At 29.9% G+C, this 18,899-nt stretch carries 18 protein-coding genes; 11 read left to right on the forward strand and 7 right to left on the reverse strand.

Annotated elements, in window-relative coordinates; genetic code table 11:
• Positions 1-13: 13 nt before the first annotated feature.
• Positions 14-820, forward strand: a complete 807-nt coding sequence (locus OCU47_RS01480; protein WP_261826823.1) for a CPBP family intramembrane glutamic endopeptidase — start codon at positions 14-16, stop codon at positions 818-820.
• An 86-nt stretch (positions 821-906) separates the two neighbouring features.
• On the opposite strand, the gene OCU47_RS01485 is transcribed toward OCU47_RS01480, so the two are convergent.
• Positions 907-1,845, reverse strand: a complete 939-nt coding sequence (locus tag OCU47_RS01485) for a DUF6263 family protein (RefSeq protein ID WP_261826824.1) — start codon at positions 1,843-1,845, stop codon at positions 907-909.
• A 405-nt stretch (positions 1,846-2,250) separates the two neighbouring features.
• Between OCU47_RS01485 and OCU47_RS01490 the strand changes: the two genes are divergently transcribed.
• From OCU47_RS01490 to OCU47_RS01505, 4 genes are all read left to right on the forward strand, one after another.
• Positions 2,251-3,129 (forward strand): metallophosphoesterase family protein, encoded by an 879-nt coding sequence (locus OCU47_RS01490; protein ID WP_261826825.1) that lies wholly within the window; start codon positions 2,251-2,253, stop codon positions 3,127-3,129.
• A 115-nt stretch (positions 3,130-3,244) separates the two neighbouring features.
• On the forward strand, positions 3,245-4,267 hold the full coding sequence (gene splB, locus OCU47_RS01495; RefSeq protein ID WP_261830565.1) for a spore photoproduct lyase: 1,023 nt from the start codon (positions 3,245-3,247) through the stop codon (positions 4,265-4,267).
• A 303-nt stretch (positions 4,268-4,570) separates the two neighbouring features.
• Positions 4,571-5,662 (forward strand): radical SAM/SPASM domain-containing protein, encoded by a 1,092-nt coding sequence (locus OCU47_RS01500; RefSeq protein ID WP_261826826.1) that lies wholly within the window; start codon positions 4,571-4,573, stop codon positions 5,660-5,662.
• A gap of 234 nt (positions 5,663-5,896) precedes the next feature.
• Positions 5,897-7,588, forward strand: a complete 1,692-nt coding sequence (locus OCU47_RS01505) for a methyl-accepting chemotaxis protein (protein WP_261826827.1) — start codon at positions 5,897-5,899, stop codon at positions 7,586-7,588.
• 108 nt (positions 7,589-7,696) lie between these two features.
• Here the strand turns inward: OCU47_RS01505 and asd are convergent, their stop codons facing one another.
• A complete protein-coding gene (gene asd / locus OCU47_RS01510; protein ID WP_261826828.1) occupies positions 7,697-8,782 on the reverse strand; it encodes an aspartate-semialdehyde dehydrogenase in 1,086 nt (361 codons plus the stop codon).
• A 202-nt stretch (positions 8,783-8,984) separates the two neighbouring features.
• On the opposite strand from asd, the gene OCU47_RS01515 reads away from it, so the two are divergent.
• Together OCU47_RS01515 and OCU47_RS01520 are read left to right on the forward strand one after the other, a co-directional pair.
• The gene (locus tag OCU47_RS01515; protein ID WP_261826829.1) at positions 8,985-9,866 is read left to right on the forward strand and encodes a LysR family transcriptional regulator; all 882 of its coding nucleotides are present in this window, start codon (positions 8,985-8,987) and stop codon (positions 9,864-9,866) included.
• Positions 9,867-10,269: 403 nt separating this feature from the next.
• Positions 10,270-11,040 carry a nucleoside phosphorylase gene (locus OCU47_RS01520; protein ID WP_261826830.1) on the forward strand — a complete coding sequence of 257 codons (771 nt, stop codon included), beginning with the start codon at positions 10,270-10,272 and terminating at the stop codon, positions 11,038-11,040.
• Positions 11,041-11,145: 105 nt separating this feature from the next.
• Here OCU47_RS01520 and OCU47_RS01525 read toward each other — a convergent pair whose 3' ends face one another.
• From OCU47_RS01525 to OCU47_RS01545, 5 genes are all read right to left on the reverse strand, one after another.
• Positions 11,146-11,628 (reverse strand): Hsp20/alpha crystallin family protein, encoded by a 483-nt coding sequence (locus tag OCU47_RS01525; RefSeq protein ID WP_261826831.1) that lies wholly within the window; start codon positions 11,626-11,628, stop codon positions 11,146-11,148.
• Between the two features lie 208 nt (positions 11,629-11,836).
• Positions 11,837-12,061: a hypothetical protein gene (locus tag OCU47_RS01530; protein ID WP_261826832.1), complete on the reverse strand. Its 225-nt coding sequence runs from the start codon at positions 12,059-12,061 to the stop codon at positions 11,837-11,839.
• A 207-nt stretch (positions 12,062-12,268) separates the two neighbouring features.
• Positions 12,269-12,895, reverse strand: a complete 627-nt coding sequence (locus tag OCU47_RS01535) for a TetR/AcrR family transcriptional regulator (RefSeq protein WP_261826833.1) — start codon at positions 12,893-12,895, stop codon at positions 12,269-12,271.
• A 3-nt stretch (positions 12,896-12,898) separates the two neighbouring features.
• Complete coding sequence (locus OCU47_RS01540) at positions 12,899-13,699, reverse strand: ABC transporter permease (RefSeq protein WP_261826834.1); 801 nt, start codon at positions 13,697-13,699, stop codon at positions 12,899-12,901.
• 5 nt (positions 13,700-13,704) lie between these two features.
• A complete protein-coding gene (locus tag OCU47_RS01545; RefSeq protein WP_261826835.1) occupies positions 13,705-14,577 on the reverse strand; it encodes an ABC transporter ATP-binding protein in 873 nt (290 codons plus the stop codon).
• A gap of 855 nt (positions 14,578-15,432) precedes the next feature.
• On the opposite strand from OCU47_RS01545, the gene OCU47_RS01550 reads away from it, so the two are divergent.
• The 4 genes from OCU47_RS01550 to OCU47_RS01565 all read left to right on the forward strand — a co-directional run bounded on the left by OCU47_RS01550 (position 15,433) and on the right by OCU47_RS01565 (position 18,898).
• Positions 15,433-16,722, forward strand: a complete 1,290-nt coding sequence (locus OCU47_RS01550) for a hemolysin family protein (protein ID WP_261826836.1) — start codon at positions 15,433-15,435, stop codon at positions 16,720-16,722.
• A gap of 269 nt (positions 16,723-16,991) precedes the next feature.
• Positions 16,992-17,375: a GntR family transcriptional regulator gene (locus OCU47_RS01555; RefSeq protein WP_261826837.1), complete on the forward strand. Its 384-nt coding sequence runs from the start codon at positions 16,992-16,994 to the stop codon at positions 17,373-17,375.
• A complete protein-coding gene (locus tag OCU47_RS01560; RefSeq protein WP_261826838.1) occupies positions 17,368-18,222 on the forward strand; it encodes an ABC transporter ATP-binding protein in 855 nt (284 codons plus the stop codon). The genes OCU47_RS01555 and OCU47_RS01560 overlap by 8 nt, the downstream gene beginning before the upstream one ends.
• A 1-nt stretch (position 18,223) precedes the next feature.
• The gene (locus OCU47_RS01565; protein WP_261826839.1) at positions 18,224-18,898 is read left to right on the forward strand and encodes an ABC-2 transporter permease; all 675 of its coding nucleotides are present in this window, start codon (positions 18,224-18,226) and stop codon (positions 18,896-18,898) included.
• Position 18,899 lies beyond the last annotated feature (1 nt).

An 18,899-nucleotide genomic window follows, 5' to 3' on the forward strand; every position in this document is an offset into this window, starting at 1 on the left:
AGAGAATATTATCATGAACGAAAAAAGTTATTCGAAAATTTACATTGTGGCTGTGCTTTTAGCTACCTGGATTGTATCTTTTGCTCTATTTATTGATGCAAATATAGGAATTAAATATTTTTCGCTTCTTATGTTTATTCCAGGTGGATTAGCTGTGCTTTTTAATTGGATTCAGTATAAAGATAAAAACAAAATATATGAGTGCTTCAAAAACAAGATGAATATGAAAGCAATGCTATTTGGTATATTGTATCCCATAGTGTTTTTAATTGTTTGTGGATTGCTGGCAGAGGTTATGGGTGTTGGACATTTGACTAATGCAAAGATTCCTGTAATAAGAGATATTATAGTTATACTTATATCAGTGATACTTACATTGCCAGCTGCACTAGGAGAGGAGTATGGTTGGAGGGGATATCTTCTTCCAAAGTTGACTCAAGAGCATGGTAAAACTAAAGCTACAATTATAGTTGGTATAGTGTGGGCATTGTTTCATGCACCAGTAGTATTTTTACTTGGACAAGCAACAGGAATGTCAAATCCACTTTTACTATGTGTATTTCAAGCTATAGCGGCTTTTACTTATAGCTTCCCATCTTCATATTGTTTCTATTTATCAAAAAATATAGTTCCAGTTTTATTTATACATTCTGTATGGAATTCTATAAACGTTATGCTGTTAGGAGATATTTATGTAAATAGAAAAGGAATTATTGAAGGTAATTTAATTGGGATTAATGGAGAAGGAATCTTAGGAGCAATTATGGGGGTAATACTGATATTTTTCTTCATAAGAAAATTTGAAAGAAGTGAACAGTAGCAATAAAGAGTATAAAAATCCTCTAGGGGTTTAACCTAGAGGATTTTGTTTTAAGCAGAAATAAATTATTATTAATATTTGTATATCTATTTCTTTTTAATATCGTAAGTTATTTTAGCAGTCATTTTCATTGGGACTTTTATATCTTGAGGGATAAGACTGCTTTTTAGCATTTGCATCTCGCCACTCATATTTTCAGTTACTTCACCGCTTTGTAATAAACCGTTACTCTTATTTATTTTTACAGTTCCTGTAGAAGTACCAGTTAAATTAATATTAGATTTTATACCCATAATATCTATTGGAGTACCTTTAGTATCAGCAGTGATATTTGATTGTTGGTTTAAAGATACTTCTGAACTGTCATTGCTTAAAAGTTTAAATGTATTATCAACAGTTATAGGAAAAACAGTTTTAATATCATATTTTTTGTTCCAAGTATCATCTTTCTTTACAGCCTTATCTGGATAAATGTCCATTGATTGTTGAACCATTGACTTTATTGCATCATCACCAAAACTTCTAGTTAATGAAGACTTAAGTGTTTCTTTTTGAGCATCAGGCACATTAACTTTATCTAAAATTGAGTTAATTAAATCTGTTACACCTTTTATTTCTAATAACTTACCTTTATTAGTCATCTTTACTGTAAAAGACTTTCCGATGATTCCTTTGTAAACTTCATTTAATGGATTGCTTTCATCAGCCTTTGTAGAATCATAGGTCATTGATTGACCATTTGAAGTGGCTGACATTTTCATTGAATCATATTTATATTCGATTGTGACATTTTTATCCTTATCAACATCTTTTACGTCCATTAATAAGTTCATATCAACAGTTTGGTTTGTTGCCATTTGTTGAGTTCCTAAAGTCATAGTCATATCTTGGTTTGTGACTTCGTGGATAACATACTTATCCCCATTTTTAATATTGATGCTTAAATCTAAATCTTTAGTACATCCACTAAAAGCAAGCAACATAGTAGCTATGCTTAGTGTTGAAATTACTTTTTTGAATTTCAAATCAATTCCTCCTTTTATAACTTTAATAACATTTTTAGTAAAACTAAACAAATGAATTATATCAGAATAGAAGATAAGATACAAATAGAAATTAAAGCAATTATTGGTATTGGATTTGAAATTTATAGGGTTAAGATACTAAAATTATGCTATTACTAGCAATATCAGTGCTTTTCTCCGATGCATTATTTTTAGGGATATGATTGAAGGTGCAGTTTTACTATAAATATTTATATATGTTTATATTTTTATGGGTAAATGTTTTTATAGATTTATAGTTGGTGTTATAAATTTCAATATACTCTAGATTAATCCGTGACATTATAGAATAATTAAATATATTATTTGCAACAATAATTAACATGTGAGAATTTATTTATGTTGCAATAAGGAGGATGTTCCAAAATGAAATTAGCATTGCTTGGAGATATTCATAGTAATTATATTGCATTGGAAAAGTGTTTAACTCATTGTGAAGAAGTTAGAGTAAATGGGTTTGTATTTTTAGGAGATTATATCAGTGATTGTCCACATCCACAGAAAACCATGGAATTGATAAAAAAAGTATCAGAAAAATATAAAACTTGGTTTATTAGAGGAAACAGAGAGGATTATCAAATTAATTATGAGAATGGAGTGTATGCTGATTGGCATAATGGTTCTAGTAGTGGATCTTTGCTATATACATATGAAAATCTAAAGCAACAGGATATGGATTTCTTTAAAGCATGTCCAATTACAATGAAAGTATCTATTGAAGGAGCTCCTGAATTTACAATCTGTCATGGTTCTTTAAATTCAACAACTGAGTTTTTGAACGTAGGCAGCAAAGAAGCAGAGGAAAATCTTAGACAGTGCGAAACAAATTTACTTATTTGTGGTCATACACATAGACAGGGAATATTTAATTTTGAAGGTAAGATGCTCATAAATCCAGGTTCAGTAGGAGTACCTTTAAGTTCTAATGGTAAGTCACAATTTGCAATTTTGCATTGTGATAATGAATTTTATCAGCCAGAATTAATTTCGCTTGATTATGATATTGAAAGAACAATTGAGGAATATACACAAAGTGATTTAGTAGAGAGGGCACCTATATTTTCAAAAATTATAATGCATGAAATAAAGACAGGAAATAATCTTCTACCTGAAGTTATAGAAAAAGCAAAAGAACTTGCGTTAATAAGTGATAGAGAAGTAGATCACTGTGATATACCAGAAAAGTACTGGGAAGAAGCTTATAATATAATTTTTCATGTTAATAAAGAAATTAAGCAGTGCTAATAATTATTCTAATGTATACTTAACTATCTTTAGCAAATAATAGTTAGAAAAATAGACATAAGAAGAAAGGGGACAGAAAAAGCAGCTTATTTTAAGTTGTTTTTTAGTGAAAGATATGTTTGTACCTAAAAGAATTATATTTGAGAAAGATGTTTTGGAGTTTGAAGTAGCGAGGAAAATTCTTAATAAGTTTAAAGACAATACTAGCATTGAGATAATTAATTTAAGTTCCAATAAACTTAAACAACATATACCAGGTGAGGATTTATTCTCTCAATATAGAGAAGGTAAGAAGACTTTGGTGGTTGGCACTAAGAAGAGTTTAAAGTTTCAATCTTGTAAACCATCAGCTCACTATCAACTTCCATTGGTGTCAGGGTGTATGGGGCAGTGTGAGTATTGTTATTTAAATACAATGCTTGGAGATAAGCCTTTTGTGAGGATTCATGCAAATACAGATGAAATTCTTCATCAAGCTCAGAAATATATAGATGAAAGATTACTAGAGATAACTATATTTGAGGGTGCAGCTACATCTGACCCTATACCTGTGGAACCTTATACTCATTCTTTGGAGAAGGCAATAAACTTTTTTGGTAGTAGTGAAAATGGAAGGTTTAGATTTGTAACAAAATTTAGTGATGTAGATTCTCTTCTTAACTTGAAGCATAACGGTCATACAGAAATAAGATTTAGTATTAACACTTCCGCAGTTATAAATCAATATGAGCATTTTACAGCTTCTCGTGACAAAAGAATAGAAGCTAGTATTAAGGCTGCTAGTGCTGATTATCCTATAGGATTTCTGATTGCGCCTGTTTTCATTTATCCTAATTGGAAAGATGAATATCATGATTTATTATTAGAACTAAAGAGTAAGCTTCCAACTGATTTAAAATTCCCTGTGACATTTGAAATTATATCTCATCGTTATACCACTATAGCTAAAAATAGAATACTTGATATATTCCCAGAAAGTGAATTGCCAATGAAGGATGAAGATCGTAAGTTCAAATTTGGACAGTTTGGATATGGGAAGTATGTTTATCCAAAAGAGAATCTAGAAGAGATAAAACAATTCTTTAAGGAGGAGATAGAAACATTATTCAGCAATAAAGAAGTAAAGTATATTATTTAAGAAGCTATAAAAAAGTGCAAATACAATTTGTGCTTTTTTTATATAACTCTATTATCAAGAATAGTTTAAAAGAAAGACTAAAATAAAACCTAAAGGTTTAAAAAGGATATCTTATAATTAATAAAAAGATACTATTAAGTAACAATGTGGTACTATTATACTATATTGGTTAGGTGCTACAAAAAAGTATATAAGAAGATGATAAGGAATCAAAATAAATAGCAAATATTAGAATTTTTTATTAAATGGTTTACTATAATATACATAAGGGATTAAATAATTATACTTAGGGGTGATGTAGGAATGAACACTGATTTTAATTTAGCTGATTATTTGAACAAGGGAATTGAGAATGTTGTAAGAGGACTTGTAAAAGCATCTTTTAATAAGCCAAAAGAAATAGCCTTTGTTTTAAAGTATGCAATATCAAGTAAAGAGGCTAAAAATAGAAGACAAAGCTTGGCAAGAAGAGGAGAAAATGTTCCTGTATTTTTAATTTCAAGCATAACTAGTAGTTGTAACTTATTTTGTAAGGGGTGTTATGCAAGAGCAAATCAATCTTGTGGAGAAGGTGTCAATAAAAAACAATTATCCAGTAAAAGATGGGAAGAAATCTTTAATGAGGCTAATGAATTAGGTGTTTCATTTATTCTTCTTGTTGGTGGTGAACCTTTAATGAGAAGAGAGGTTATAGAAAAAGCAGCAGGAGTGAAGGATATTATTTTTCCTATATTCACTAATGGAACAATGCTTAATGATGATTATTTAAAAATATTTGATAATAGTAGAAATCTTGTGCCTATTATTAGTATAGAGGGAGATAAGTTTCAAACTGATAATAGACGTGGGGAAGGTACGTATGATATTTTAATGCAGACTATGGACAAGCTTAAAGAAAGGGGAATTTTGTATGGAGCTTCTGTAACTGTTACCACTGAGAATGTTGGAACTGTTACAGATGAAGTATTTTTTGAAAAACTATATGATAAGGGATGTAGAGCGTTGCTATTTGTGGAGTATGTTCCTGTAATTGAATCAACAAAATCTTTGGCTCCAACTGATGTTGAACGTAAAATACTAGAAAATAAGATTGAAGAGCTTAGAGAAAAGTATGTAAATTCTGTTTTTGTTTCTTTTCCTGGGGATGAAAAATATTCAGAAGGATGTCTTGCAGCAGGAAGAGGTTTCTTTCATATAAATGTAGATGGAGCGGCAGAACCATGTCCATTTTCACCTTATTCAGATACAAATTTAGGGGAGGTTTCTTTAAGACAAGCACTAAAATCTCCGCTATTTAAAAAACTTAATGCAACAGGTATGTTAGTGGGAGAACATGATGGTGGGTGTCTTCTGTTTCAGAAAGAAAATGAAGTTAAAAGTATGCTTGTGAAATAAGTTAATAAATTAAAAGATTGAATAAGTGCATTGGTTAGAAAAAATCTAATCAATGCACTTATTTAATTTGGTTTAAGTTTAAATTAAAAAAGCATGAATTATATTGAGTATTTATTAATCAAATAATCGAAAAATGTTGAAAATGATAAAAATTTAAAGTAAAATGTAATTCGATTTAAAATGTATTAATAAATGTAGAATATTTTAGAAAAAGGTTTAAAATTAGGGGGGAATATGAATAGGTTTGGTGCTAAGGTTTTTAAAATGATAATGGCAACATTGAGTCTTATGGTAATAGCTATACTTTTAGTTAATTACTTTATGTTTGTTAAATTTGAAAAGGATTTAACAAACACAGCTAGTAAATGCATATCTGAACTTAAGAACTCAATTGATGGAAGTAAATTAGAGAAAGTTATATTAGATAAATCAACTGGGAGCGAAGAATATAAAGAATTATTAGCTTCAATGGAGTCAGCTAAATCTAAAAGTGCAGCTAGAAATTTCTATACACTTATGAAGGTAAATGACACTAATTCTAAGTTTTTGGTTGATGTATCTGTAGATCCTTCGAATTTCTTGGAGGAGTATCAGCAGGATAAAGAAATGAATAGAGCTTTTAGTGGACAAACTGTAGTTTCTAGTAAGTCTATAACAGATGAATATGGTACCTTTATTTCTGCATATGCTCCAATAAAAAATGCTCAAGGAAATGTTGTGGCAATTGCTGGAGTTGATATCGATTCAAGTATGTTTGAGAATATTAGGAGTACTTTATTTAAAACTGTAATTATTACATTGGTAGTTGTGAGTATTATGGTTTTTGTAGGAGTTTATGTGTTTTCAAAAAAATTAGGGCAAGACATTATGAAAATAAAGCATTCTCTAGGTAAAATGAGTGCTGGAGATTTTACTGAGAATATAAATATAAGAACAAAGGATGAAATTGAGGATATAGCTCGATCAATCAATAGTGTTCAGAATTCGCTGAAGAATTTGATTAGTAATGTATCAACAACAACTAATGATATGGATAATGTGATAGAAGTTGTTAATGGAAAAGTTAAGCTTCTAAATACTGATGTAGAAGAAGTTTCAGCTACTACAGAAGAATTAGCAGCTAATATGGAGGAAACAGCAGCATCTGCAGAAGAGATGTTTGCAACTTCACATGAAATGGAGAATGCAATTAATACTATAGACCAGAAGTCTCGACAGGGGATACATAGAGCAGTAGAAATAGGTGAAAAAGCTAAAAATTTAAAGGAGACTTCGGAAAAAAACAGAAAAGAAGTTACTGACGTATTTACAAAAACTGAAGTTTTGGTAAGACAAGCTATTGAGAAAACAAAAGCAGTAGAGCAAATAAATGTGTTATCTGATTCAATACTTGAAATAACATCACAAACTAATCTACTAGCATTAAATGCAGCAATAGAGGCTGCAAGGGCAGGAGAAGCTGGCAAAGGGTTTAGCGTAGTAGCTGAAGAAATAAGAACTTTGGCAGAACAATCTAGCGATACAATAAGTGAAATACAAAAAACAACAGAAATTATAGTTTCTTCAGTTTCAGAGTTAACCAGAAGTTCTAGTGATCTAATTGATTTTATAAAAGAAGCTATATTAAATGATTATGAAACATTGGTTAACACAAGTAATGAATATAATAAAGATGCTATTTATTATAAGGAATATTCACAAAATTTAAGTGATATTTCAAAGGAAATTTTACTATCAGTAAGTGATATGGTAAAAACTATAGAGGGTGTAACTATAGCAGCTAGTGAAGGTGCTGATGGGACTATGCATATTGCTAATAGAGTATCAGGAATAAATGAGAAGTCCAATGATGTACTGGAGGAAGTAATTATAGTTAAAAGAAGTTCTGAGAGATTAACAGAGGAAATGTCTAAGTTTAAAATGTAATAAGAATAAGAATAAGAAAAAATATATTTATTATATAAGAAAGTGAGCCTTTAGTAAGACGAGTACTAAAGGCTCACTTTCATTAAAAATTGATGTCTTGGTTAGGCATTATTTCGCAGTAATGTATCCCATAGCTGTTAATAGTTCAGCAGAAAGAACTCCGCCACCAGCTGCTCCACGTAGAGTATTGTGAGAAAGACCTACGAATTTGTAATCATATACCTTGTCTTCTCTTAATCTACCCATAGTGATTCCCATACCATTTTCATAATCTCTGTCTAGATTAGGTTGAGGTCTGTTTGGTTCCTCAAAATAGTGTAGGAATTTCTTTGGTGCACTTGGAAGATTTAATACTATTTCAGGAGCTTTATAATTTTCCCAAGCTTCGATTATTTGTTCTTTTGTAGGTTTTTTCTTGAAGTTTACAAAAACAGCTGCAAGATGTCCATCAGATACAGGAACTCTTATGCATTGTGTTGTAATAACAGGATTAGTAGCATTTACAATCTTGCCATCTTCAATTGAACCCCAAATTTTTAAAGGTTCATTTTCGCTCTTTTCTTCTTCACCATCTATAAATGGTATAACATTATCAATTATTTCAGGGAATTCTTTAAATGTCTTTCCAGATCCAGATATAGCTTGGTAAGTACAAGCTAATATAAGTTCAGGTTCGAATTCCATTAATGCATTTATAGGAGGAACATAACTTTGAATAGAGCAGTTAGGTTTTACAGCTATAAAGCCTCTCTTTGTGCCTAAACGCTTCTTTTGAACTTCTATAATTTTTGCATGATCTGAATTTATTTCTGGTACTATAACAGGTACATCAGGTTCATTTCTATTAGCTGAGTTATTAGAAACTACAGGAGTTTCATGTTTTGCATATTCTTCTTCAAGAAGCTTTGTTTCCTTCTTGCTTAATGAAACAGCACAGAAAACAAAGTCAACCATGTTACAGATTTCTTCAACTTCAGAAGCATCTTTTACTACAAGTTTTTTAAATTTATCAGGAAGGGGGGATGCCATCTTCCATCTATTTTTAACTGCTTCTTCATAGGTAAGTCCAGCAGAACTTTTGCTGGCAGCAACCACAACAACTTCAAACCAAGGATGATTTTCTAAGAGACATAGGAACCTTTGACCAACCATACCAGTTGCACCTATAACCCCAACTTTTAATTTGGTATCCATGTAATATCACCTCATAATTATATTTTATTATCATATGCCTTAGGTATCTAAAAGCAAATAGGTTTATATGCTAGCATATTTCGATTTTCTATTTATTTTCATATACCTTATCTATTAATAATATGATATCATTAAGATATGTATTAGTAAAATTGATAATTTTGATTAAAACATTCAATAATTTTGATAAGGAGAATGAACTATGGATTTTAGACAGCTTAAAGCATTTATAACTATAAGTGAACTTCAAAGTTTTACTGCAGCAGCCAGTGAAATGGGATACGCCCAATCAACAGTAACAACACAGATTAAGCTGCTTGAAGATGAATTAGGAGTAAAGCTATTTGAAAGAATGGGGAAGACAACTTCATTAACTCACGAAGGAAAAAAGCTTTTGCCTTATGCAAAGCAAATGATTAAATTATCAGATGACATGAAAAATGTTGTATTCAATGAAAAGAGGCCAACAGGAACTCTTACCATAGGAGCAGCTGAATCCTTATGTGTATTACGTCTTCCGGAAATACTAAAAAAATATCGAAGTCTTTATCCAGACGTAGAGGTGTCAATGAAATTTGGAAGCTGTTCTGTTTTCAGAGATATGCTGAGAGATAATGCAATTGATGTAGCTTTTTCTCTTGGAAGAAAAATAGATAATGAAGAGTTTATAGCAGATGTAGAGTTTAATGAAACTATGTTGTTATTAACTTATCCAGGGCATCCGTTAATAAACAAAAAAGAAATAACTCCAAAAGATATTGAGGGAGAGCCTCTTATATTAACTGAATCAGGATGTAGTTACAGAATGGCTTTTGAAAAGATTCTTAGTGAGCATGACGTAAAGCCTAATTTAGTTCTTGAGACAGGAAGTGTACAAGCGATTAAACAATTTACCATGAGTGGACTTGGAATAACTCTTTTGCCTAAAATTGCTGTAGAAGAGGAATTAGCTAATGGAAGACTTATACCGCTTAATTGGGTGGGACCAGGCTTTGGGATAGTTTCACAGGTTTTGTATCATAAAGATAAATGGATGTCTCCAGCACTTAAAGCATTTCTTGATTTGTCGAGAGATATAATGTGAGTATATGACTAACTTTATTTTGATGAATATATTGTAATTATATCAATTGGTAATGGTATGTTATATGGTATTCTGCAAATGTGTATAGAAGTATTCCATCTAAATGTTGGTAGAATTTTGAAAGGAAATGTCGAAAACAATGTCGAAGTTTTGTAAGTTGTCCACCAACATTTTAATGGAATAGTTACATATGTGTTTATATTTTTAAATATATAGTCTCTATCAAGATAGATAAGTTCTAATTAATTATTACTGCTTACTTTTATGTATCATTCACTTACAAATAACTTCAACTTTGATAAATAATATTTCTTATATAAAGAATTTCTTTAGAGGCATTATTTGTAATCTTACATTAGTGTGATATAATGGTAAAAATACATTGATGGTAGGGGGCGGAAAAATGCTTAAAAAAAGAGAATATCCAATATTGGAATTTGATACCTGTAAAAAATCATTTACAGAACCTTCAGAATTGATTAAGCCAATTGATATTCCAGAATGTTGTGTAATAACTTTTTTTAGAGAAGTTGTTGAGAAGAAAAATGAGAATGGAGAATTGAAATTAATTGCAGAGTTAAAATCTGAAACATTAACCATTCCAGTCTATGAAACAATGTATGAAGGAAAAAGAGTTGCACTCACTTTAGGGTTTGTTGGTGCAGCAGCATCAGCAGCAGTGTTTGAAGAATTGATAGCTTTTGGGGCAAAAAAGTTTATAGTTTGTGGAGGTGCTGGTGTTCTTCAAAAGGATATTGCTGTTGGAAATATAGTATTACCTATAGCAGCTATAAGAGATGAGGGATTATCTTATCATTACCTTGAGCCATCAAGAGAAGTTGAAGCAAATAAGCATGCTATACAAGTTATTGAGAATGAATTTATCAACGATGGAATTAAATATATCAAGGCAAAAACATGGACAACAGATGCTATCTACAGAGAAACAAGAGACAAGATAGCCTTAAGAGTATCTGAAGGCTGTGTAACAGTAGAAATGGAGGCAGCAGCATTTTTTGCTGTAGCACAATTTAGAAAGGTCATTTTAGGTCAAATATTATATGGTGGAGATGACCTAAGCGGAGAAGCATGGGATCTTAGAAATTGGAATTCAAGAAAAGATACTAGGGAGAACTTAGTAGATTTATCTATGAAGATTTGTCTCAAATTATAGGTTATACCAACAATGAAAAGATTATAGTTGTAGATAAGAATGATGTAAATCAGATTATTGGACTTACGTCAGATAGTAGGAATGGTAAAGGGGTGATGTACCCCTTTATTTTTCTTCATAGCTATCAACATCAATTATTATTGGTGATTTTTCATCATTTACCTGAGTAGGTTTCTTTTTAGGCAATGTTAAGAATAAGGTATCTTCTTCAAACGTAGCTCTAATACTATTTTTATCTATCTCTTCTACATCAAATGATTTTACCATATTTCCGTTAGTGTAGACCATGCTAATAAATGAACTACTTTCATTTTTATAGAAGTGATTCTGCCTAATGGTTAAAATCACTTTGTTTTTTTCAAAATCTATCCTCATATCATTAGGTGATACTCCAGGCAAATAACCTTTTATTATATAACAATCACCATAGTCTTTTATTTCTATTTCATATGAGTCTTCGGTTTCAGCGTCGTTATCATCAAAGTTGTTTGATAGCATATAATTTGTTGCACCGTCTAAAAAAATATTATTAAATAGCTGGTTAAAAATATCTATATTATTAAACATAAGAGAGGGTATTCTGTTCAAGTAAAGACCTCCAATAAACATGTTCATTAATATATATGTATTATCTATTTTTATATTTGCTACTAATTTATAGAAGAGAAGTTAAACTTGATGGTATTGAAGTTATATAAGGTCTAAATTGTATGCTCCATCAATGGTAGCAAGTACAGTAGACTGAAAAATGTATTTTATTTATTGTAATATATATAATTTTATACTGATTTTCATATTATTCATTATTAAGTTTTCTCTTTTGTAAGTTCATAAGAATTAATCCAACAATAAATGTAGTAACAAATACTAATAAAATTGCAGCAAAGCCTATGCTAAAACCGTCTTTATGAACAACAAAAACTTTTAATATATCAATATGAAATACATAACCAATAACATAGTATATTGTTGTTATTAATAAAACAAGTATATAGGCTATGAGTCTTTCATTTTTCTCCATAATCAATTATCCCACCTAAAATAATATTTACAAGTCTATATACAATTATACCCATTTTGAATTTTATATGCAAATCAGAAAGGTGGTTTTTCCTTAAAAATAACTTAAGAATAACTTAAAATTATCTTAAAAGTTTATTATAATTAAATGTTATAGCAAAATAATACCAAGTAAGTTAATATCAGATAGATTTAATTGAAGATTAAGTTAATTATCCTTATAGACGCTGGTTCTTATTATATTGATGTATTTATTATATTCTTCTTGTATGAAATCTCTATTTTCTAATATTTTTTTATAATCAGATTTATACAAAGTAGTGATTTGCTTGCTAAAGCCTTCTCCTATAAATAAAAGCATATTGAAAACAACTTGTACATCGATGCCAGATTTAAATTTACTAAAGTCAAGTTCGTCTAAAAGTAGTTTGTTGCTAAGAACTACATATTTATCGTATTCTGATTGTAGCTCCTTTTTAAAATCTTCAAATTTGGTTCCGAAGGATTCTAAAAGTATATTGCTTTCTTCAGGATATTGAAGAGTAAGCTTTAATTTAGCAGCAGAAACTTGGGAGATACGTTCAAAAAAATCTGGAGATAAATTTTTTATATCTTCTAGCAATATAGGAGTAAGAAAATCCAAAACTTTTTTTACTACAAAGATATATAGATTTCTCTTATTTCCAAAGTAATTAAACAGAGTTCCTTTTGAAATATCTATAGAATTGACTATTTTATTTGTTGAAGCTAAATCATAACCATTCTTAGAAAATTCAGCTAGGGCAGCCTTATATATTACCGCTTCTTTATCCCCTGGTATTTTTATTTCACTCATTTACTAAAAGTCCCTTCTATCATAAACTAATTTTCCTGCCAATAGAGAGATTAAAGCTGTTAAGACCATAGCAAGTATATGAGAGAAATTAAGAGATTTGTTAACTACTAAGGCTGTTGTATCAACATAACTATAAAAGTTATAATCCTTTAAGAAACTAAAAGTATCTGCTAAATTTCCAACTACATAAAGTAAATAGAAACCAAAAACAACACCCAAAGAGATACCAATAGAAGCTCTAGTTTTTGTACAGAATATTGATAAGAAATAGCAGATGTATCCAAAAGCTAGCTCAAGAAGATATGGAGATAAAGCAAGTAAAAACACAACTTTGTTATTTACTGCACTTCCACTGGCAAATGAATATATACCTACAGCTACTGTTCCACCTATTATTACATTAAATAAAGTTATTAATATCAAGAAGCTTATTGCTTTTGCAAAGTAAACCTCACTTCTTGAGATTGGCTTAGATAATAAATATTCGCTAGTTTTTTGATCATATTCCTTAACAAGTAATGATGAAGCAAGGTTGCAAGCATATACTGAACCTATCAAAATAACTGACAGATGTCCTTTACTGGCATAAAAACCTTCAATAGATGTCATATCTAGATTGTCCATCCCAAAGGCCTTTAAAAGAGCTTTAGGCATAGAGGCCATAACTGAGTTTAGGTTAGCCATATCATCTTTCATTGACACATAACTTACTAACATCATTAAAACTATAGCAACAATTACTAATGTCCAGATTATAAATCCTTTTAAATTTGCTTTTAATTCTCTTTTAATTATTGGTAACATCAGCATTACTCCTTTTCATAGTATTTTAAGAATATTTCTTCAAGACTTGGATTTTCTATAGTTAGATCCTTAAAATTACAGGTTAATAGCTTATTTAAAAGTGTTTTCTCATCTCCGTTATAAGTAAAGGAAATTTTATTCTTATCTCTTTTATAGTCAAATATATTTGCAAAGTTTTCAAGAGTAGTATCCTTTGTTGTCAATGAAACCTTTTTAAGGTTAATTTCTCTTAGTTTATCTACTTCTTCAACCTTGATTAGCTTTCCATCCTTTATTATTCCTACCTTATCACAAAGTCTTTGAACTTCACTAAGTACATGGGCAGAGTAGATTATGGTTTTTCCTTGCTGTTTTAAGTCCTCTAGAATTTGAAAAAACTCTTCTTGGATTAGCGGGTCAAGACCACCTGTAGCTTCATCAAATATAAATAAATCTCCGCCAGATAATAAGGCATCTATTATTCCAACCTTTTTTCTATTTCCGTAGGATAGATCCTCAATTCTTTTATTTAAATCAAGGTTCAATCTTTCAGCGAGAGGCTCTATCTCCATAGATTTAGTTTTATATAATTCCTTTGAATAATTTAGCACATCAATAACCTTCATTTCTCCATAAAAATTACATTCAGAAGGTAAATATCCTATGCGTTTTCTAAGCTTTTTTTCATTGCCATCTATTGGCTGATCAAAAATTTTAATAGAACCGCTGGTTTTCTTTATAAGACCTAATATGCATCTTAAGGTAGTAGATTTACCAGCTCCATTTGGACCTATTAGACCAAAGACTTCTCCTTTTTTTACATCAAAAGAAACTTCAGATAAAGCTAGATGCTTTCCATAGTATTTTACAAGACTGTTTATTGATAATACATTTGGCATAATTGATTCCTCCTTATTAGGTATCTGAAAGTAGATAGGTTTATATGCTAGTATATTTGGACTAGTTACTTATTTCTAAATATCTTAAGCTATGTTTTTAGTAATTACACTTTATGTTTGTCTATATGTGTTGACCATGTGGTCAATTAAAGCTTAGCACTAAATTTTTGTATTTGCAAGAGATATAAATTTTAATTTAATGAAATTTATAATATATTTGCGCAGCCATAAAATTAAATCTGTTTATTTAATATTTTAGGGAAGAGTTAGACACTAAATGTAGGATGGATGTTAAAAATTATTATTGTTGACTATTAGAAGAATGTACTTGGTTAAATATCTATGCGTATATGCATAAACAGTATGTTTATAAAAACGTGTATAGAACTATTCCACTTAAATGTTGGTAGAAAAATGTCGAATTTTTGTAACTTGTCCACCAACATTATTATGGAATAGTTCTATATGGGTGATAGTTAGTATGTGAAACTTGCAATAAGTCTAGAGGATACTGTTAGGACTATATAGCTATTAGTTAATACCAGAATAATTGTTAGTTAATAAATATAGTCTTGGTGTTATATGGATGAAAGTTAATACCTTAATATTAAATGATAACTTCTTAGTTCTTTTAGTTTTAGGACTATATACATGATAGTTAATAGATAGCAGCTAGCAATAATAGACTATTATCAAACTGCAGAATATTATTATAGCCGTATTTACTATAAAAAATAAATATTTGTAAAAGATAAATATAATAATATAATAGAATACATAAACTAAACATTCAGATTAATAAATTTAGAAAGAGGTGGGGTAATATTAGCTTATTTTTATAAGTCTAATAGATTTATGGAAGAAATAATTAAAATACTTGCAATAGCGGTTTTAGTTTTAATAAATGGCTTTTTCACAGCAAGTGAATTTGCAATGGTAAAGATACGTAATTCAAGAATAGATACCTTGGTTGCTGAAGGGAGTGGAAAGGCTAAGCATGCCAAGACCGTAAAAGATAATTTGAATTCTTGCCTTTCAGCCTGCCAGTTAGGTATAACGTTATGTTCTCTTGGTTTAGGATGGATGGGAGAATCAACAATAACAGAACTAATATTACCAGTTATGAAGCTGTTAGGGTTAAGTGAAAGTATTATACATACAATATCATTTGCTATATCATTTTTCTTAGTGACAATGATAGAAGTTGTAATTGGAGAGTTAGTTCCTAAAGCTCTTGCATTATATAATACTGAGACAATAATGTTAAATACATCTTTATTGTTATTAGTATTTTATAAAATAATGTATCCAATAATATTTTTCTTTAATGCAAGCACAAATGTTTTTCTTAAGCCTTTTGGATATTCTCAAGCAGACGAGATTGCTGATCCACATACAGGAGAAGAGATACGTATGCTCATAGAGGAAAGTTACCAAAGTGGGTTAATTGATGAGAGCGAACAAAAGCTTGTGGATAATGTCTTTGATTTTGGAGATAAACTTGTTAGAGAAGTAATGGTGCCAAGAACAGATATGTGCTGTATTTATAAAGATGATTCCGAAGAAGAGGTCTTTAAAATAGTAAGTGAGGAAGGGTTTACAAGGTTTCCCGTGTGTGGTAAGGATAAAGATGATATCCTAGGTTTTATACATATAAAGGATTTGTATAATCAAAGCTATACACAAAACAAGTATGATTTAGATGAAATAACAAGAAAAATATTATATATTCCAGAGACAATTTCTATAAGCAGATTATTAGAAAAACTTAAAAAAGATAAGATTCAAATTGCAATAGTAATGGATGAGTATGGTGGAACTTCAGGTCTTGTAACGATTGAAGACATACTTGAAGAGATTGTTGGGGATATCCAAGATGAGTTTGATGAAGAAACTCAAGAAATAAGAAAATTAGCAGAAGGAGAGTATTTGGTAAAGGCTATTGTTCCCATTGATGAAATCAACGAATTTTTCAATATAGAAATTGAACATGAAGGTTTTGATAGTATTGGTGGATGGTTATACAATAAGCTCGGAGCATCAATCCAAGTAGATAAAACTATCACCTTTGAAAATTACAGTTTTACTGTTTCTGAAATGGATAAATTAAGAGTGGTAAGCTTGGTTGTAAAGCAACTTTCATAGGAGTTATAATCTTGTTCTGGCGTAAATAAATTAATAGATTGTGATTTGCCCAAAGAACAAGTGTATTGATAATTTAAATATTAATAAGAGTTAAAGAATGGTATAAACCTTAGATAATAAGGGATGTATCATTCTTTTTTTGTTTGGTATGTGAGATTTTTACCAAAAAAATTCAGGTTTATATTGACAAATAGTATATAAAGATTATACTGTATATATATAGTATATACAGTAATTACACATAGAAACAAATTGATAGTGAGGTAAACATGAGAGTAGTAATTTCAAACAGTGCAGGTGTTCCAATTTATGAGCAAATAAAAGAACAGATAAAGAGTGCTATTCTTAGTGGAGAAGTTAAAGAAGGAGAAATGCTGCCATCAATTAGGCAGTTAGCTCGTGATTTAAAAATAAGTGTAATAACCACTACTAGAGCATATAACGATTTACAGAGTGAAGGGTTCGTTTCCAATGTTCAAGGCAAAGGATGCTATGTCTTGCCTCAAAACAATGAGATGATAAGAGAACAATTATTAAGAGAGATAGAAGAATCATTCACCTCAGCAATTAGTTCAGCTAAAGTTGCTAAATTAACTAAAGCAGAATTGAAAGAAATGTTTGATGTAATGTTAGAGGAGGATAAATATGAATAATGTTTTAGAACTAAGCAATGTAAGAAAAGAATTTAAAGAGTTTTCAATTAAGGATATATCATTTTCTGTTGAAAAAGGTTATATAATGGGCTTTATAGGTCCAAATGGAGCAGGAAAAACAACCACTATAAAATTAATTCTTAATATGCTAAAGAAAAATAGTGGAAGTATTAAATTATTTGGGCTTGATCATATAAATGATGAAGAAGAAATAAAGGAAGATGTGGCTGTGGTCTTTGATAAACCGTATTATCTTGATGATTGGAATCTGTCAGATGTAGAGAGAGCAGTAAAGATGTTTCATAAAAGATGGGACAGTAGAGTTTACGATAAATATCTTAAAGAATTTGGTTTATCAAGAGAGAAGAAGGTTAAGGAACTTTCAAAAGGAATGCAGATGAAGCTTATGATAGCCGTAGCCTTTTCTCATGATGCTAAACTTCTCATTTTAGACGAGCCTACAGGTGGTCTTGATCCTGTGGCTAGAGATGAATTTTTAGACTTTTTAAGCAGTTATATTGAAGAGGGAGACAGAAGTGTACTGTTTTCAACTCATATAACTTCAGATTTAGAGAAGATAGCAGATTATATTACCTATTTAAGAGATGGACAAATAATATTTACTGGGACAAAGGATGAATTGCTTGAAAAATACTGCATCATAAAAGGTGCGAAAGAAGATATAAATGAAGAGCAAGCAAAGAATATTATAGGTATCAGACATCATCATACTGGTTTTGAAGGGTTGATAGATGTAAGTAAATTAGCAGGATTCTCAAATAAAATAATAACTGATAAAGCTACTTTAGATGATATTATGATTTTTATGAATAAAGGAGGAAAGTAAAATGGATAAAACTCTTAAGTTTGCATTTTTAGATGCATTAATGCTTAAACCTTATTTTAAGAAAAATATTATTTTAATTCTAGTATTGCCTATATTTATTGCAGCGACAACTCAAAATTTAATTATGATAATTACCATGATGTTTATGTTGACAGTGATTTTTTGTTCATATCCATTTGCTTTAAATGAAAAAAATGATATTGATAAGTTTTATGGAAGTCTCGCGATAAATAAAAACAAGATAGTTAGTGGAAGATACTTATTTTCTTTAATGTTAGCTGTCATTTCAGTGATTCTATCTATAATATATTTATTTGGTTTTAGTTTCTTTGTTAAAAATGTACCTGAAGCAGGAGAAATAGTTTTTACTGTTGGTGTAGGATTTTTATTATTTTCAATATTTATGGCTATTCAGATGCCTATATATTATAAATTAGGTTATTCTAAAGCTAAGCTTTGGGTCATGGCACCATTTTTCTTCATTGCATTTTCAGCAGGAGCTTTATCAAAATTATTTATTGGCAATATAGACTTGCAAAAGAAGTTTTTTGCTGTTGGAAAATATATAGAGAATAATTCTGCTCTTTCAAGTATTATTTTAGTTTTAGCAGGATTGCTAATAATGGAGATATCACTTATAATATCTCAAAGTATATATAGAAAAAAGGACTTTTAGT

The organism is Clostridium sp. TW13, from assembly GCF_024345225.1.
In the GTDB taxonomy this organism is placed as follows: Bacteria; Bacillota; Clostridia; order Clostridiales; family Clostridiaceae; genus Inconstantimicrobium; species Inconstantimicrobium mannanitabidum.